Below are 15,351 nucleotides of genomic sequence, written 5' to 3'. Positions count from 1 at the left end.
GTTTTCCGGTTTTCCGGTTTTCCGGTTTTCCGGTTTTCCGGTTTTCCGGTGAAAAATGAATTGCATTCAAATTCCGTCAACCCTTGTTACCCCACACCTCACACCCTATATTGATCCACGGCGGGTTCTGCCCTTCTCGTTGATGGGTTCAATTCCAGTGGCCTTAAGCATTTTCGAGGGAGCTGGCTCTGTGCGGACCCTGGTCCACTTACCTGGCGCCCACCTGTACATACAGGTCCTCGGGAATTAAAACACCCAAACGGCTGCGTTTGCGGGCCCGCCACTTTCTCTTGCTTTCGTGTACTGACACAGTCAACCTGCCCGCAGGGAGGATTTATCATGGCAGGCACGGGCATTCAGTATCCAGATCATTTCATAACACGGTTGCAGGCGGTCTGGGGGCGTGGGTTTCTATCGCCAGGAGGGGCGGAAGAGGTGCTGCGCATTGTCGAGGGATTAGATCTTAGTGGAAAAGATCTGCTGGATATCGGCTTTGGCACCGGAGGACCTGCTGCGGTTTTGGCGGGGGTTGGGGCACAAGTGATCGGCACCGATATTGAAGCACAGCTTTTGCCACATGCAGAAGCAACACGACAAGCGTCTGATCACGCAGATCAAATCACTTTGGTTCTGACCAATCCAGGCCCCCTGCCATTCAATGATGCGTCTTTTGACGTGGTGTTTTCCAAAGACAGCCTAATCCATGTGCCAGATAAAGGCGCAATGTTTACCGAAATTTTGCGCGTTCTGAAACCTGGTGGCACCTTTGCCGCCAGTGACTGGTTGATGGGCGAAGGTGACAGTCCTGCACAGGTGATGGCTGACTTTAATGCCCGTGGATATCTAGATTTCCGCATGGCAACCGCCAGGCAGACTGCGGATCTTTTGCGCGATTGCGGATTTCAGTCGATACAGACCCAGGATCGGAACGCTTGGTATGCCGATCTAGCAGCGCAGGAAGTGAAGAAAGTAGAAGACGAACTTTACGATGATCTGGTTACCGAAATCGGTGAAGAAATTATGCAGGAGTGGCTGCAAATCCGCCGCCATCTGGCGGAGGCCGCACGTCTTGGCGGGTTATGCCCGACACATCTGCGGGCGAAAAAACCGGCTTAGTGTTTCGCAACAACTCTCACAGGCGCCGGGTCACGGAAAAGGCGTTGTCTCTTGCCGCCCGACGGAGGCACATCCGCATCCCCCAGACGCATGATCGCAATTGCGGCCTGGACCCCGGCAAACACGATGCCGTTGAAAACAAACAGCATTGTCACCGCAATAATGCCCATGTCTGAGCTTGAAATCAGATGCCACAGGTTCGCCACGTTAAACCACAGAAGCGCTGCAACGAAGGCCGCTGACAGCGCGAAACCAACCAACACGTTAAAAATATAAAGGCGGATCAGAGGGGGCATTTCACTCTCCTATTATTCGAATATTATGACAGCGCTACACTAGGAAACCATCAGGCAGATAGTCGCAGCGTTTGCCAGATTGCCGCTCCAGTCCAGTCCGGTTGACACTGTTGGTGCCCCCAGAAACCTTTCTGTTCAAAGTGGCGACGTCGCTTATACGGAGAAAGTGGTGACGGGTGAAGATCCCGGTGAGACAGCTAGGTGATTGGCAAAGAAGCCGAAAGGGCATCAAGAGTGACAGATGGAAGCCTAGGCTGCTGAATGAAGGGGGCCAGCCCCCATCCCTGCGGGATTCCCCCGGAGTATTTGTGGCAAGATGAAGCCTGTGACGTCAATTTTAAGCTGACAATTAAGCAAAACGAAAACAGCGCCCGAAAAGCGCTGTTTTTAATTGGCTTTAGAAGGCTTCTGGTTTGACTTCGCGGGCCATATGATCAAGCACCGCATTGACAAATTTGGGTTCGCGACCATCCGGATGGAAGGCTTTTGCAACGTCTACAAATTCGGTGATCACAACCTTTGGCGGGGCTTTACCGAACACAAGTTCCGCTGCAGCCGCACGAAACAACGCACGCAATGTTGTGTCGATCCGACCCAATGGCCATTTTTCCACCAGTGCGCGGTCAGTCAACTGGTCGACCTGCGCCTGGTTATCAACCGCATCCGCGATCAATTTGCGAAACAGACCTGTGTCACCTTCCGCCATATCATATTCACCGAAATCTTCACCAAAACGGTGTTCTTCAAATTCACGGCGTACAGATTCAACGTTCTGGTCAGACACTTCCATCTGATACAATGCTTGCACCGCGAAAAAACGCGAAGCAGAACGCATTTTGCGCAGCTGATTTCCTGATGGCTCAGGTTTCTTTTCCGGGGTTTCAGAAGGCGTATCGGTCATGCTTTTGCGGGTCCATTGTCTGTGCTGCCAGACGCAACGCGGAATTCTTCCGAGGCTGGTTTAAAACCGATGCCTTTGGTCTGAGCGCCCCATTTGCGCGAAAGCGCGATCAAATGCAAGGCCGCAGCGGCAGCGCCACCGCCTTTATTTTGATCATTGGGGTCAGCACGCACTTCAGCTTGGGGCCTATTTTCCACGGTCAGGATGCCATTGCCAATGCAAGCGCCCTGAAGCCCCAGCATCTGAATAGCCCGAGATGAGTCATTACAGACGGTTTCGTAATGTGTGGTTTCGCCGCGTACAACACAGCCCAGCGCCACATAGCCATCGAAATTCGCCTGACGTTCTGCGATCGAAATAGCCGTAGGAATTTCCAGCGCGCCGGGCACTTCGATCAGCTCATACGTGCCACCAGACGCTTCTATTTCTGCGACGGCACCAGCAACCATATTATCTGCAATGTCTTTGTAATAAGGCGAAACCACGATCAGGAGTTTCACCGGTTTGTCGAACTCTGCGCGGGGCATGATGTAATGGGATGGGCCAGCCATGATTAAGCCTCCTCAGAGATTGGGCGGGTACCTGTGATTTCCAGATCATAGGCATCCAGGCCCAGATAGGTTGTGTCAGGTGAATTTGTCAGCAGTTCCAACCTGTGCAGACCCAGTTTAGACATGATCTGTGCACCGATACCAGTTTGTTTGATCGTACGCGGGGCATCATCATCTTCACCAAGCATCAACTTCGGGCGTGGCTCACGGAAGAGAACCACAAGACCACGGCCTTCCTGTGCAATAATTTCCATCGCGGCGCCAAGCTTGTCAGAACCCCCAGTTCCAATAGCCAGGACATCTTCCACAGGGTTGATCGCATGGGCGCGGGTCAGAACCGGGGCGTCTGTGGTGATGTCCCCTTTGATCAGGGCGACATGTTCGGTGCCCGTCAGCTGATCCGTGAAAATACGCATCTGCCATTCGCCACCATGTTCAGAGGTAACGGTACGGCTGTCGGTTTCATCAACAAGGTTATCATGACGTTGACGCCAAGCAATCAGATCCGAAATCGTGCCGATTTTCAGGTTGTGTTTTGCAGCATAGGGCACGAGATCAGGCATACGCGCCATCGTACCGTCTTCATTCATGATCTCGCAGATCACACCAGATGGGTTGAGCCCCGCCAGACGCGAGACATCTACAGCCGCTTCTGTGTGGCCAGCCCGCACCAAAACCCCGCCATTGCGCGCACGCAGCGGGAACACATGGCCCGGGGTCGCAATATCGGCAGAAGTCATTTCCGGGTTGATCGCCGCCGCCACAGTCAGAGCCCGATCCGCTGCGGAAATCCCGGTGGATACGCCTTCGCGGGCCTCAATTGACACGGTGAAGGCGGTTTCATGACGTGAGGAATTGTTGACAGCCATCATAGGCAACGCCAGCGTATCAACGCGGTCTTCGGTCATTGGCAGGCAGATCAACCCCCGCCCATGGGTGGCCATGAAATTGATCGCTGCCGCATCAGCAAATTCAGAGGCAATCACCAAGTCGCCTTCGTTTTCACGATCCTCATGGTCGACAAGGATAAACATACGGCCCTGACGGGCGTCTTCGATGATCTCGGAAATCGGGCTAATCGCGGCAGCGATTTCAGCCTCACTCAGGGAGGATGTGGTCATGGCAGCTTCTTTCGTGATGCGCCGCCGGACAGAGGCAGCGCGCGGGACGCCTTCGGATACACCTAATGGGAGCAAAGGGAAAGGGGATATGCAGCCGCAGAAGAGGCTGACAACCCTCGGCGCCGTAACGAAACGACGCAGTTTTCGAGAGGATCAGCCGATTACACCAAGTCAGAAATCAAAAATGTCCTCAAGGAAATCCGCAACCCGGTTTTTCTTTTTTTTCCGATAACCTTTATGCTTTTTCCCGCGCTTCCCATCGTCCCGATCACTGCGTCGGTCATACCTGCCATCATCACAACGATCATCATCCCTGTCGCGATAGTCATCATCTTCCCGGGTTGTTTTCTTGACCTCCCGGCGATCTGTTTCATCGCGCACGGCTTTCTCAGGTGTTGCAGACTTCACCGGTGGCGTTGGCACAATCGGATCCGGGTTTTGCAATTCCGGAACGGGCCCGGCTTCGAACGCGGCGCGATCAATGACTTTATCCAGCTCACCCCGGTCCAGCCAAACACCACGACATTGCGGGCAATAATCAATCTCCACCCCTTGACGTTCCGTGATGACCAGAAGGGCCCCATCCACTGGACATTGCATGTTTTTTCTCTCCGTTTTGATCAGACAAATTTGTGGGCTGGGCGAGCGATTTTCAAGTCGAGGCCGGATAAAACCAGCCTGTTATTGCATAACAACCCACCAGAAAGCACAGTCTAGGCACCACGAATGAGGCCCATTGATGAACAACCTGAAACCCGCTTCAACCTGCATATTTTTCGCGCTGATGGCAGGATGCGCGACGCCCTATGAACAATGCGTCAGCTTCGCACACCGCGATTTGTACCAAACCCAGAAAGACATTCAGTTTCTGGAAAGCAATATTCGCCGCGGCTATGCAGTCCACTCCCAGTCTGTGCCATACACTGTGGCAAAAGAGTGCCTGAATGAAAATGAGGAACCCTTTCGCTGCGACGAAGTCAATTACCACACAATAGAAACCCCTGTGGCGATTGATATATCTGCGGAGCAACGCAAACTGGATCGCGCCCGTGCAGATCTACCCGCTCTCAGGGCTGAAGTGGCCCGTGAAGTCAGAGGGTGTCAGCGACAATATCCGGCGGGGTAATCATCAGAGAAATGTTCAGAACACAGCCCCAACATCATACATGACCGGTTCAAATCCTTTGAACAGCTCCGCCATAGCGCGGTTGCGTTTTCGCATTTCCGGGGTCCGCAGCATGGCCTGGAAATCTTCGCGTTTTTGCCATTGGCTATAGTTCGCGATACGGGTCTGGGCGTCGTTCACGTGCAGGCCAGCCCCAATAAAGCCCGGTTGTTTTGAAATAAACTGCCCATAGGCATCTTCGAGGGATTCAAATAAATCCTGACATGTGGCTGGCGAACATTCAAATGTCGTAATGACAGTCTGCACATCCTGACTTCCGGTGGTGTTGATGGTTACGCTGGCTTGTGTTGTTGCTGACATAGGCACCTCCTCTGTTCCATAACAGTGGCACAGCGCCCGCTGGGGTTCAACATTTCCTTCGGACAGCCCATATAGCAAAGGACACCCGAAGGCGCCCTTTGTGTCTGCTCCCCGCCGAGACATGCGACCAGATAGTCGCATGCCAGACCTTCGTGATTTAGTTAGGATTGTCCATCCGTGCGGTAACATGGATATCCCCGCGACAGGGTTGTGCCCAGGTGATCTGTACCTGGTCTTTGTCCGACCCTTTTTCCGGTGTTGCATAGGGCATATCTGTGGCCTGACCACTGCCTGCGTTGATCGCACCTTCTGATGTGACTGCCGTTACCGTGCGCGCCCGGCCCGAGAAGGGCAGATGCGGCGCAAAATCGACGGACCAGACCGAACTGTCCGATGCCTGTGTGTGCTTGACGATTGCAGGGTTATGCGTTTTTTTCACCACAGCAGTATAAGTATTGCCTTCCCACCGGATATTGCGCATGCGGCTGTAATCAAGCCCCGCATAACTGTCATCCACATTATCCGCCTGATCCACATCACCGTTCAGGCTTTTGAACACGTTGCCCGACACATTCAGCCCGTTGATGAAATGGCCGCTGCCATAGGGTTTGACAACAATCCAGTTGAACCAGTTTGCAGTGTCATTGGCAGTGAAAATATTCCCTGTAATCGACAGGCCACCGAATGAACTTTCAGATCCAAAATTTGGTTCACTGTCGTATTCGTTGCTCCACTCGATGAAACTGTTGTCCACATAATTGCCAACAAAGGTGGATTTGCAGTTGCTCGAAGCGACGATAACCCCGGGCAATCGCAGACTGTCGGAAAAGTCATCCCCTTGGAACCAGTGATTGCCGATGAACAAATGCCCTGCGCCACTGACAATCCCGAAATGCGCAAACCGGGTGGATCGGTTGTCACGGATCTTATTGTCATTGGCGTTGGAATTAAACGCAATGGACGATCGCGTATGGGCTGGCAGGTTGCCTTCGGCAGAAAAGAACTGACAGCGGTCAATCAGCATGCCTTGGCAGCCGCGCCCAGGCGACGTCAGCCCTTTGTCTTTTGGTTGCGTAAAGAAACAGTCACGCACATGGAAAACAATACCACCAGTTGCCAGCATCACCCCATTCGCCCGACCAGACAACAGGAATTCCACATCAGACAAAACCATGCGGCTAAGATTGGTGAAACCACTGAAATCCAGCGCATATTTATGACGGGTGAATGTGTAACTCTGTGTGCCTTGGGCATCAAACAGGGGTTGTGACAATGTTACCTCCTGCGAGGGGACGTTCACATCACGCACGTAAACTTCACGTCCAACGCCATTACCCGTCACACGCGCACCAATCGGGATCGCGGCAACATTTGCAACATTGGTCAGGCGCATGTTGTCCGGGTTGGAATAAGTCGCAACCGATGTCACAACGTCATCATCCCAATCCGTTGACGCGACACAATCCAACATGCCATTGCGAATAACGCGTCTGGATTTATAGGTGGTTTTATTTCCGACGGCAGCCTGCACATCGATAGGTTCTGTCAAAGTAATCTGTCGCCCGCCAAGATCCAAAGATTCATGGTCAGAGAAATTAAACAGAACTGCAAGTGCACGCTTGAATGCTTCCAGCTCATCTCCGAAGGCATCAATATACGCGGGGAGATCGTAATCTTTGGTCAGGGTCAGGCGCTTATCTGCGGGCATGACAACTGTACCCGTAAACTGGGTTCTGTTTTCAAAAGTCACGTGATCCGATAGAAAGTAGCTGCCCTCGGGGATAATCACCTTGCGTCCGTTCGCAGCAGCATCAGCCGCCTCAAAAGCCGCCATATTATCGGTGGTGCCATCCCCAATTGCACCGTAATCCACAACATCCACACTATCCAAAAGCTTGCCTGTAAAGACATTGCTGACGTCATCAATCTGAATGTCATCAATGCGGATAATCGCGCCGTTGGGCCCTGTGATATCTAGACCAAAATGACCATACAATGGTTCACGCCCCCAGGGCATGTCTACCCCGCCCCGCGTGCCAGTGCCGATAATCGCGCTGACTTCAAAGATGTCACCATGTCCGGTGATCGTTACAGAATTGCCGATCTCGGTCAGGCCCGCCACATGGACACCACCGGTTTTACCCGCCCAGCCAGCGATCCGAACAGATGGCAACGCACCACTGACCACTTTCACGCGTGTTTTCACCTGAATGTAACAACCCGGCAAAATTGGGGTTTCCCCCATATATCTGATCTTTTGAGTGCCCGTCAGTTTCAGCACCTCCAGACAGCCCCCAAAATCTGCATCCGCCGGTACAAAGGCCGCGGTCGGGCTTGTGTCATATGTGTCCGATCCCGGTGTTCCGTCGCCGGAAGACCAGACATCCAGCCCCCCCTGAAACTGCGGTGGCATCAGGACCAGCCCGTCTGTAATTACTTTGTTCATCGCAAACCCCTTTCGCATTGCGTGAAGGGTCGCGATCCCGGAAATGCTCCGAAGGTCCGCGCCCCTGACGCGAAAAGAGGTACCAACAAGCACTTAATGCGCCCTGAGACCACCGCGCGCAGCCCCTTGCCCTGAACAGGAACACATGCAAACCTTACACTATGGCCATTTCTAAAAATCCCCCCGCAATCGAATATTTCTACTCTATCCATTCGGCTTTTGCCTGGATCGGCGCACGCCGCCTAGAGGAAATTGCACAGATTTCAGGCCGTAAAATTATCCATAAACCTTTTGATTTTATTCCCGTTATCACAGCAGCCAATGGCGGCACCTATCTGAACATCTCGGACGCGCGTATGAAATATTTCTTCGGTCGTGAAATTGATCGCTGGGCCGAATATCGGGATCAGCCCTGTATTCACACGCGCCCCCAATGGCATGATGAGCCCCAAGCGTTGGCCTCTGGTATGGTTCTGGCAGCGCAAGCGCAGGGGCTGAATGTTGATGGGCTATCGCGTGAAATTCTGGGCATGCACTGGCGGGACGATGGCAATATCAACGGGCACGATGACCTAGCCCAGGCCTGTAAAGCTGCCAACCTAGACCCAGAACCGCTGTTTGACGCAGCCCTTAGCCCGGAAATTCAGACGCAATTCACAGCCTGTACGGACGAAGCAATACATCGTTCTGTTTTTGGATCACCCACATATGTGGTGGATGGGGATATGTTTTACGGACAGGATCACCTGGAAATGGTAGAGTGGGCTTTGCAGCACCCATTCCGCCCCTCACCCCAATAAAAAAGGACGCATCTGAATTTCAGACGCGCCCTTCAAATTTGATTTTTCTCTGATTACTCAGACAGCAGTTTGCCATCCAGGCCATCACGGATCAGCTGGATGCTTTCCTCAACACCGTACAAGGCCATAAAGCCACCAAAACGTGGGCCCTGGCTTGCGCCCAGCAGCACTTCGTACAACGTTTTGAACCAGTCACGTAACGGATCAAATCCATGGTTCTTGCCAATAGCAAAAACGATCGACTGCAGGAACTCATCACTGGAAAAATCCACCTCAGGCAGCGGATCGTCATTGCCCATGTCAGCGTTTTTCTTTGCAATCATAGCAAGCGCAGCCTCGCCATCGCCCAACGCCTTAATCAGATCTTCCAGTGCTGCTCGCTCCTGATCAGATGGGGCGCGGAACACACGTTCCGGCTTTACGAAATCATTGTAATAACGGACGGCAAAGCCAGCAGCCTGATCCAGGTCCGGGTGGGTTTTTGCAGACGCCTCAGGCGCATAACGCTGGATAAAGCCCCAAAGCTGGTCTTTTTCTTCTGCGCCAGCCACCGCTGCAAGGTTTAGCAGCATAGCAAAGGGTACAACCATATTGGACTGCGGCACATCACCATTATGGATATGCCAAACCGGATTGTTCATCTGCGCTTTTAGATCTTGCGTATGGAAGGCGCGCAGTTGCTGATGATATTCATCTACCGCTTTAGGGATCACATCAAAATGCATCCGTTTCGCGGTTTTTGGCTTGAGATACATAAAATATGACAGGCTTTGCGCGCTGGCATAGGTCAGCCATTCATCAATGGAAATTCCGTTGCCAGAGGTCTTGGAGATCTTCTGACCATTCGCATCCAGGAACAATTCATAGGTGAAGTGATCCGGTGCGCGATGGCCCAATGTGCGACAAATGCTGTCATAGATCGGCGTGTTGGTGCTGTGATCCTTGCCATACATCTCAAAATCAACGCCCAAAGCCGCCCAACGCGCGCCAAAGTCTGGTTTCCATTGCAGCTTCACGTTGCCGCCGGTCACAGGCAGGGTCCATTCTTTGCCGTCTTCATCGTCAAAGGTGATCGTATAAGTTTCTGCACAGACCTTTTTCATCGGCACATACATCACGCGACCGGTTTCCGGGTGGAGCGGCAGGAAAATAGAATAGGTCTGACGGCGTTCTTCACGTAGGGACTTCAACATCACTGCCATCACATCGTCATATTTATCAACGGCGCGCTTGAGAACTTCGTCGAACTGACCGGATTTATAGAACTCTTTGGCGGAATAGAACTCATACTCAAAGCCAAAGGTATCAAGGAAACGACACAGCATCGCGTTGTTATGATCGCCAAAGCTGTCATGCGTGCCAAATGGATCCGGCACAGACGTCAACGGGCGCTGCAAATATTCTTCCAAAGCTTCCGGGTTTGGCACGTTGGATGGCACTTTGCGCATCCCGTCCAAATCATCCGAAAAACAGATCAGCTTTGTTGGGATGTCAGAAATCACCTCAAAAGCGTTCTTGATCATAGTGGTACGGGCAACTTCACCGAAGGTTCCGATGTGCGGCAAGCCGGATGGGCCATAGCCGGTTTCGAACAACGCATAGCCCTTTTCCGGCGCACCCTTGGCAAAGCGTTTAAGCACCCGGCGGGCTTCTTCAAAGGGCCAGGCTTTGCTTTGCATCGCGGTGTCGCGCAGTTCAGACATCTTGTTCTCCATCCGGCCCTGTCTATCAGGGCACATCATCAAGCGGTGACCCAGTGCCACCCGCTTGGCCTCTCTATGTTGCAACTGCAGCGTAAGTCAAGAAACAGCACTTATTGCGCCGTGTTTTTGCGAACCTTTTCCACGATCCAACCTAAAGCTTTCTGTACGTCCTCTCCCGCAGCCAGACCGTCTCGTGCGGCAGAGAAATACCCCCATGCAGATAATTAGCCCTGCCCCCCGTTGAGGTTGCAGCACACCGGTTTCAAGGAAGCCATCCAGAACCCGGCCCCAGCAAACACATACGCCCTGCCATGATGGATTAAGCGACGCCTGTGTTTCCGTTCTTAATACACGGCGCAGCAGTTGAACCTCTGGCGCTGTATCTCTATGCTGAGCCTCAGGCACATGACAGTTATATAAGGACGCCCGATGTCTGAGCAGATCCCACACTCCTTTACCGCCCAGGACGCACTTGTTGCGATCATGTTTGCCGAGAGCGCCTCGGACGAAAACATCGGCACCCCCGAACTTCTGACTATTGAACGTATCGTCAACCACCTGCCGATCTTCGCCAACTACGATGCAGACCGCCTGCGCACAGTCAGCCAGACCGTGCTGGATTTATTTTCAGAAGAAGATGGGCTGGATGCACTTTTCGGATTGGTCAAAGACGCGCTGCCCGAAGCCCTGTTTGAAACGGCTTACGCACTGGCCTGTGATGTTGCCGCATCTGATGGTCGCCTCAAAGAAGGCGAATTGCGCATGCTGGCTGAAATTCGCTACGAGCTGAACATTGATCGCTTGCACGGCGCAGCCATTGAACGCGGCGCACGTGCCCGTCATATGGTTGTTGCGACAGATATGGACTAAGCGATCAGGTATTCTGGTCGCACCACAGCGCCCAGCTGTATCGTCGAAGTCCAACCTGACACAAATTTCCGGGCCTTATTCACCGCGGGCCCGGACTATATTTTTCGACGAACCAGAAGAAACTTATTTCTGACCCTGTTCGATCGCCGCAGCCGCAGCCAGAATTTCTTCTGCGATCTCGCGGGCTTCTTCCGGTTCAAAATCCATAGGCAACTCAATTCCGTCACCTTCAATATAGATGCGGACCATGCCTTCAGACGTCGGACCAATCTGTAGGTTCGCTGAAATATCGCTTGGACTGTTGATACCCATCTGAAAGTCTCTCCTGTATGACGTTGCAAGTGAGGTAGCGATCTCCCCCCCAAATAGCAAGTCAACGCCACAGCAAAAAAAGGTTTGGAAAAGAGAGATTTTTCCGATTTCCGCCCCTTGCAATCCCTTTCCCTCTCAGCTAAATCACCCCCAGTGCCGCCTTAGCTCAGTTGGTTAGAGCGCCTGATTGTGGATCAGGAGGTCCTTGGTTCGAGACCAAGAGGTGGTACCACTTCTTTCATCTAAAATTCCGTTGACATTGATATCAATCAAATCCTGATTTCTGTTTACACTTCGTCGAAAATCTCTTTTTTCGCGCGTTATCTGCTTGCCCCCAGTGAAAAAGAAATTATTGTCCCGATCAGGGCCAGTGGCTCCGTCCGGCGCGGGCGTGATGGAATGGTAGACATACCAGACTTAAAATCTGTTGGGCCTTGTGCCCGTGTGGGTTCGAGTCCCACCGCCCGCACCAATTTTCAGGAAAATACAACATAATTTCAGTAATTTACGCGATTTGCGCTCTTTTCAGCCCGACAATTAGTCCTACATAAAACCGTTGATACCCGGTAAGGACCGTTATAGGGGTGATTCCTCACCGCGCTGGGCGCTGGCCCGATCAATCACATGTAGTTCGCCACCTTCACCGATAAACACCGAAGCTAGTTCCTTGATTTCGTATTCAACACACCCGCGCCCATCCACATCGGGCAGGATTTCCCGGCAAGCCTCGATCCGTATCAGGTCGGTTTCTGTGGTGGGGCTTAGGATGTTCCCATTGTGGCCCTCACAAGCGAAAGCCTGCATTTGCCAGCCGTGGCAGCCAGCATCAGCGGCAAGCGCATTCATAGCCTGAATAAGCGCCTACATGGCTTGCCCTGCGCTCTGGGCGGTATTTGGTGAAATATCTTTCACAGTGTCACCTCCCTATAAGCCCCGGCAATCACTTCCCCGGTGGCAACGCACATAGCGCCAGAGATACCCACCACGGCAGATCGCAACTGTGACAAATGCGGGTCTTTGATTGGTATGTTGTTAAGCGCCTCGGACACCACGGCAAGCGCATTGGTATCCCATGGCATACTACATGGCGCGAAAACGGTATAAGTTACGCATTTTCGGTTACGCAGTGTTGTTCTTATGCTAGACTGTAGTTGCGGTTACTTTTGTTGAGGTTCTCAATCAAAGCCTCGAGTTTCTAATTGCAGAAAAAATTAAATGTTCGCTTGAATAACACTCAAGGCGCTGAGCGTAGGTGTTTCCGTCATGGCAATGCCTTGCCCCTGTGAGGGGCTAAGCATCTGCTGACCAATGACGACCTTTTCGGCCTCCATTATGACTACGGATAAATCGGGGCCAGCCTCGCGCACGATACTGTTCCATAAATTATATATTGCAGGGATTTCGCGCCTCGCGCGTCCGCGCGTACTGGTCCGAAAACTCCCTAGGCGCACTCTTGGACCATAACATTTGATAACAGACGGGAAGCTTGCATGGTTTCACCTATAGGTAAGGATTTTGGGCTGACTAGCCTGTCTGCAAGGCAACTTAAACCTTAACATTCAACAACATGCAGAGGCGACACGGGGGGGGTATGTGAAACTCTAAACGCACTGCATCAGGACCAGCGGGGGTAATGAATTTACTACACCGTCAATTTGAAGGTAAAAAGTTGCGCTCGATATTGCTTGCTTTCCCAACACTTGCAGAATCAGTGTGTTTCCTAAAACTATGCTCCGTATTGGCCCGGTATATTCCGGTGAATATTGTTTTGTGAGTGTTGTATGAGTGGATTTATTGCGTGGGTAGGCAAGTGCCACATATCCAACACTGCCGATATTTCTGACGACACCATGCCCGGCCAAGAATGTTACGCCGCCGTGTGGTCAGATACACGCGAGGGCTTTGAATCTGCATTGCGGGTGCATATTTCGGGATTGGGTCTACATCTCCTTTGGACTGAGGACGTCCACACAATCAACATCTGGCTATCGCAGTATGGGCATAACGCTGGCGTCATGAAGCTGGCAAAGGCCGTTCACGCGCAACATCGTGTTGAGTTAGGCCCATTTTCTTCTGTTGGGGGCGAGGGTGAAGGGCCATCGCCCGAAACCTATCTTCGTGTCACAAAGATTGAAAGCGTGGAACCACTAGACTTACAGTTTGGAGTACATCCCACAAGAACTGTACCGGACGCTCTTAAGGAACCACTATTCGGTCAACTCGAGCCAACAGCAGAAGAAATCGCGCAACATGGCGGTACTGGAAGCGTTCCATCCATGCGGACCTATGCCATTTTGGATGCGGCTAAAATGCCTTACCTGCTAACTGGCTTGATAGAGAGTTCAGGGCTTCGTTTTGAATCACTGTTTCAAGGTAGCGCTGCCGAAGAATTTAAAGAACATTGCCCGTATTTGGTGGAACTGTCGGAAGATAACAGTTTTACAAAAAGCCTGTTCACCGGGCCGGATGGTGTCAATGGGCTGTGGGAAAAAGAGCTTGGGATCTATGGGCGCTCAAGGGCTGAATTTGATGAATTACGCAAACACTTCCGCAAGTTCACCCGCATTCAGGACGCTCAAGGAAAATGGTATTATTTTAAGTTCTGGGATGCCACTTTGTTTCAGGGCATAGTTTGCGAACCAAATGGAAAGCCTCCCGGGTACCTCGCCTATCTTTTTGGCACATACATTGTTCATAGTGTTATTCTTACATCGAAATGCTATTCAGTCTCTGTTGCCTCCAATCCAGCGCTTCACGCATTGCCAGCGAGCGACATGCGGATGCTGCTCGATGCAAATTCCCTAAATACTATCTCTGCGGCTCAAAAGCGTAAAAACCAAATCGAAATTGCACGACAAGCCGTTGAGAAAATCGAAAAGTACACGTCCTATCAACCCGGAGAAGCCTCGGAAGTTGCACTGAGTTCCTGTAAGAGGTTCTCTGAAATGGGGTTTGATCGCCGGGACCATCTAACTATGTTGGTGTCTTGGGATTTGATTTTTGGGCCTGATTTTGAGACCCAATATGCTGATGGAATGGTTCACGCAATACTCAGCACAAAGCAGCCCGTTGAAACAATGTTTGATGAAATCAAATCGGTGATGATGAAAGCTTAATTTATGCGAAAAATACTTGTCTCTCTGTTCATTCTTGCACTCATTGTCACCGCAATAACGGGTTACAAATTCCGGCACTTTCTGAACAGGCCCAGTGCAATGGGGCTGCATATCGGAGGCCAAAGGCTTGAAGGTGTGGGGCCGTTTCCCTTTGTAACGAATGTCTGGCTGAATGGGTTTCCATTTTTGAAGGCAGACTTCCGTGGCCGCAACACCTCTATGTCAGCAGCCTATGAAAACAATTGGAACAATGACATGGAGTTGCGACTGGAATGGATGGAAGTGACCACTGGTAAGGCCTATTCTGATACTGTTCGGATATCCATTGATGACCTGTCTGCCTTCACGCCTGCGCGGGACCACGTCACCGTAACGGTCGAAATCGGGCGGAATGGAGAACTGATCGTGCGCACGCCTCAAGAGGTTCTTTTGCGGACACATAATTTGGAATCCACCCCAGAAATGCGCGTCCCAATCATCCTCTATCAGAATTGCGCCCCCATGCTCCCAAATCTCCCTGAAAACTTTACCGAATTTACGGATTATGACTGGGATAAATGGCACGGGCTAACATCAGAGCGCACTGAAGCTTATAGGGATATCTCGACAACATGCGCCGCAGGAGAAAACTGA

At 51.8% G+C, this 15,351-nt stretch carries 17 protein-coding genes and 2 tRNA genes; 8 read left to right on the top strand and 11 right to left on the bottom strand.

Going from position 1 to position 15,351, the window contains the following annotated elements; all coding sequences use genetic code 11:
* The first annotated feature begins 339 nt into the window (after positions 1 to 339).
* Entirely contained in the window at positions 340 to 1,116 is a 777-nt protein-coding gene (locus ACPGUT_RS09785; RefSeq protein ID WP_423990833.1) for a class I SAM-dependent methyltransferase, read from the top strand.
* Here the strand turns inward: ACPGUT_RS09785 and ACPGUT_RS09780 are convergent.
* From ACPGUT_RS09780 to ACPGUT_RS09760, 5 genes are all read right to left on the bottom strand, one after another.
* A complete protein-coding gene (locus ACPGUT_RS09780) occupies positions 1,113 to 1,412 on the bottom strand; it encodes a hypothetical protein (RefSeq protein WP_423990831.1) in 300 nt (99 codons plus the stop codon). The two genes, ACPGUT_RS09785 and ACPGUT_RS09780, sit on opposite strands and share 4 nt — an antisense overlap.
* A 397-nt stretch (positions 1,413 to 1,809) precedes the next feature.
* Positions 1,810 to 2,313 carry a transcription antitermination factor NusB gene (gene nusB, locus ACPGUT_RS09775; protein WP_423990829.1) on the bottom strand — a complete coding sequence of 168 codons (504 nt, stop codon included), beginning with the start codon at positions 2,311 to 2,313 and terminating at the stop codon, positions 1,810 to 1,812.
* Positions 2,310 to 2,864: a 6,7-dimethyl-8-ribityllumazine synthase gene (locus ACPGUT_RS09770; RefSeq protein WP_423990827.1), complete on the bottom strand. Its 555-nt coding sequence runs from the start codon at positions 2,862 to 2,864 to the stop codon at positions 2,310 to 2,312. The genes nusB and ACPGUT_RS09770 overlap by 4 nt, the downstream gene beginning before the upstream one ends.
* Before the next feature lie 2 nt (positions 2,865 to 2,866).
* Complete coding sequence (gene ribB, locus ACPGUT_RS09765) at positions 2,867 to 3,985, bottom strand: 3,4-dihydroxy-2-butanone-4-phosphate synthase (protein WP_423990825.1); 1,119 nt, start codon at positions 3,983 to 3,985, stop codon at positions 2,867 to 2,869.
* Positions 3,986 to 4,156: 171 nt separating this feature from the next.
* Positions 4,157 to 4,585, bottom strand: a complete 429-nt coding sequence (locus tag ACPGUT_RS09760) for a zf-TFIIB domain-containing protein (RefSeq protein WP_423990823.1) — start codon at positions 4,583 to 4,585, stop codon at positions 4,157 to 4,159.
* 139 nt (positions 4,586 to 4,724) lie between these two features.
* On the opposite strand from ACPGUT_RS09760, the gene ACPGUT_RS09755 reads away from it, so the two are divergent.
* Positions 4,725 to 5,111 (top strand): hypothetical protein, encoded by a 387-nt coding sequence (locus ACPGUT_RS09755; RefSeq protein ID WP_423990822.1) that lies wholly within the window; start codon positions 4,725 to 4,727, stop codon positions 5,109 to 5,111.
* A gap of 15 nt (positions 5,112 to 5,126) precedes the next feature.
* Here the strand turns inward: ACPGUT_RS09755 and ACPGUT_RS09750 are convergent, their stop codons facing one another.
* On the bottom strand, positions 5,127 to 5,471 hold the full coding sequence (locus ACPGUT_RS09750; RefSeq protein WP_423990820.1) for an antibiotic biosynthesis monooxygenase family protein: 345 nt from the start codon (positions 5,469 to 5,471) through the stop codon (positions 5,127 to 5,129).
* A gap of 157 nt (positions 5,472 to 5,628) precedes the next feature.
* A complete protein-coding gene (locus tag ACPGUT_RS09745) occupies positions 5,629 to 7,917 on the bottom strand; it encodes a glycosyl hydrolase family 28-related protein (RefSeq protein WP_423990818.1) in 2,289 nt (762 codons plus the stop codon).
* A gap of 161 nt (positions 7,918 to 8,078) precedes the next feature.
* Between ACPGUT_RS09745 and ACPGUT_RS09740 the strand changes: the two genes are divergently transcribed.
* A complete protein-coding gene (locus ACPGUT_RS09740; RefSeq protein WP_423990816.1) occupies positions 8,079 to 8,717 on the top strand; it encodes a 2-hydroxychromene-2-carboxylate isomerase in 639 nt (212 codons plus the stop codon).
* A 53-nt stretch (positions 8,718 to 8,770) separates the two neighbouring features.
* Here ACPGUT_RS09740 and ACPGUT_RS09735 read toward each other — a convergent pair whose 3' ends face one another.
* A complete protein-coding gene (locus ACPGUT_RS09735; protein ID WP_423990814.1) occupies positions 8,771 to 10,420 on the bottom strand; it encodes a lysine--tRNA ligase in 1,650 nt (549 codons plus the stop codon).
* A 429-nt stretch (positions 10,421 to 10,849) separates the two neighbouring features.
* Here ACPGUT_RS09735 and ACPGUT_RS09730 point away from each other — a divergent pair, with 429 nt between their 5' ends.
* Complete coding sequence (locus tag ACPGUT_RS09730) at positions 10,850 to 11,290, top strand: tellurite resistance TerB family protein (protein ID WP_423990812.1); 441 nt, start codon at positions 10,850 to 10,852, stop codon at positions 11,288 to 11,290.
* A 123-nt stretch (positions 11,291 to 11,413) separates the two neighbouring features.
* Here ACPGUT_RS09730 and ACPGUT_RS09725 read toward each other — a convergent pair whose 3' ends face one another.
* On the bottom strand, positions 11,414 to 11,602 hold the full coding sequence (locus ACPGUT_RS09725) for a DUF6324 family protein (RefSeq protein ID WP_423990810.1): 189 nt from the start codon (positions 11,600 to 11,602) through the stop codon (positions 11,414 to 11,416).
* A 155-nt stretch (positions 11,603 to 11,757) separates the two neighbouring features.
* Between ACPGUT_RS09725 and ACPGUT_RS09720 the strand changes: the two genes are divergently transcribed.
* Together ACPGUT_RS09720 and ACPGUT_RS09715 are read left to right on the top strand one after the other, a co-directional pair.
* A tRNA-His gene (locus tag ACPGUT_RS09720) sits at positions 11,758 to 11,834 on the top strand.
* Positions 11,835 to 11,987: 153 nt separating this feature from the next.
* A tRNA-Leu gene (locus ACPGUT_RS09715) sits at positions 11,988 to 12,074 on the top strand.
* A 104-nt stretch (positions 12,075 to 12,178) separates the two neighbouring features.
* Here ACPGUT_RS09715 and ACPGUT_RS09710 read toward each other — a convergent pair.
* A complete protein-coding gene (locus ACPGUT_RS09710) occupies positions 12,179 to 12,448 on the bottom strand; it encodes a hypothetical protein (protein WP_423990808.1) in 270 nt (89 codons plus the stop codon).
* 62 nt (positions 12,449 to 12,510) lie between these two features.
* Positions 12,511 to 12,681: a hypothetical protein gene (locus ACPGUT_RS09705; RefSeq protein WP_423990806.1), complete on the bottom strand. Its 171-nt coding sequence runs from the start codon at positions 12,679 to 12,681 to the stop codon at positions 12,511 to 12,513.
* A 702-nt stretch (positions 12,682 to 13,383) separates the two neighbouring features.
* On the opposite strand from ACPGUT_RS09705, the gene ACPGUT_RS09700 reads away from it, so the two are divergent.
* Both ACPGUT_RS09700 and ACPGUT_RS09695 read left to right on the top strand, forming a co-directional pair.
* Positions 13,384 to 14,718 carry a DUF4123 domain-containing protein gene (locus tag ACPGUT_RS09700; protein WP_423990804.1) on the top strand — a complete coding sequence of 445 codons (1,335 nt, stop codon included), beginning with the start codon at positions 13,384 to 13,386 and terminating at the stop codon, positions 14,716 to 14,718.
* Between the two features lie 3 nt (positions 14,719 to 14,721).
* On the top strand, positions 14,722 to 15,351 hold the full coding sequence (locus ACPGUT_RS09695) for a hypothetical protein (RefSeq protein ID WP_423990802.1): 630 nt from the start codon (positions 14,722 to 14,724) through the stop codon (positions 15,349 to 15,351).

Origin of the sequence: Halocynthiibacter sp., from assembly GCF_049608145.1 — a bacterium.
Classification (GTDB): Bacteria; Pseudomonadota; Alphaproteobacteria; order Rhodobacterales; family Rhodobacteraceae; genus Halocynthiibacter.
The sequence above is the reverse complement of the archived record's forward strand: the minus strand, read 5'-3'. Positions and strand labels throughout refer to the sequence as shown.

Coding starts and splice junctions, on each gene's coding strand:
- ACPGUT_RS09785 (WP_423990833.1), top strand. CDS start 340: ATGGCAGGCACGGGCATTCAGTATCCAGATCATTTCATAACACGGTTG.
- ACPGUT_RS09780 (WP_423990831.1), bottom strand. CDS start 1,412: ATGCCCCCTCTGATCCGCCTTTATATTTTTAACGTGTTGGTTGGTTTC.
- nusB (WP_423990829.1), bottom strand. CDS start 2,313: ATGACCGATACGCCTTCTGAAACCCCGGAAAAGAAACCTGAGCCATCA.
- ACPGUT_RS09770 (WP_423990827.1), bottom strand. CDS start 2,864: ATGGCTGGCCCATCCCATTACATCATGCCCCGCGCAGAGTTCGACAAA.
- ribB (WP_423990825.1), bottom strand. CDS start 3,985: ATGACCACATCCTCCCTGAGTGAGGCTGAAATCGCTGCCGCGATTAGC.
- ACPGUT_RS09760 (WP_423990823.1), bottom strand. CDS start 4,585: ATGCAATGTCCAGTGGATGGGGCCCTTCTGGTCATCACGGAACGTCAA.
- ACPGUT_RS09755 (WP_423990822.1), top strand. CDS start 4,725: ATGAACAACCTGAAACCCGCTTCAACCTGCATATTTTTCGCGCTGATG.
- ACPGUT_RS09750 (WP_423990820.1), bottom strand. CDS start 5,471: ATGTCAGCAACAACACAAGCCAGCGTAACCATCAACACCACCGGAAGT.
- ACPGUT_RS09745 (WP_423990818.1), bottom strand. CDS start 7,917: ATGAACAAAGTAATTACAGACGGGCTGGTCCTGATGCCACCGCAGTTT.
- ACPGUT_RS09740 (WP_423990816.1), top strand. CDS start 8,079: ATGGCCATTTCTAAAAATCCCCCCGCAATCGAATATTTCTACTCTATC.
- ACPGUT_RS09735 (WP_423990814.1), bottom strand. CDS start 10,420: ATGTCTGAACTGCGCGACACCGCGATGCAAAGCAAAGCCTGGCCCTTT.
- ACPGUT_RS09730 (WP_423990812.1), top strand. CDS start 10,850: ATGTCTGAGCAGATCCCACACTCCTTTACCGCCCAGGACGCACTTGTT.
- ACPGUT_RS09725 (WP_423990810.1), bottom strand. CDS start 11,602: ATGGGTATCAACAGTCCAAGCGATATTTCAGCGAACCTACAGATTGGT.
- ACPGUT_RS09710 (WP_423990808.1), bottom strand. CDS start 12,448: ATGAATGCGCTTGCCGCTGATGCTGGCTGCCACGGCTGGCAAATGCAG.
- ACPGUT_RS09705 (WP_423990806.1), bottom strand. CDS start 12,681: ATGCCATGGGATACCAATGCGCTTGCCGTGGTGTCCGAGGCGCTTAAC.
- ACPGUT_RS09700 (WP_423990804.1), top strand. CDS start 13,384: ATGAGTGGATTTATTGCGTGGGTAGGCAAGTGCCACATATCCAACACT.
- ACPGUT_RS09695 (WP_423990802.1), top strand. CDS start 14,722: ATGCGAAAAATACTTGTCTCTCTGTTCATTCTTGCACTCATTGTCACC.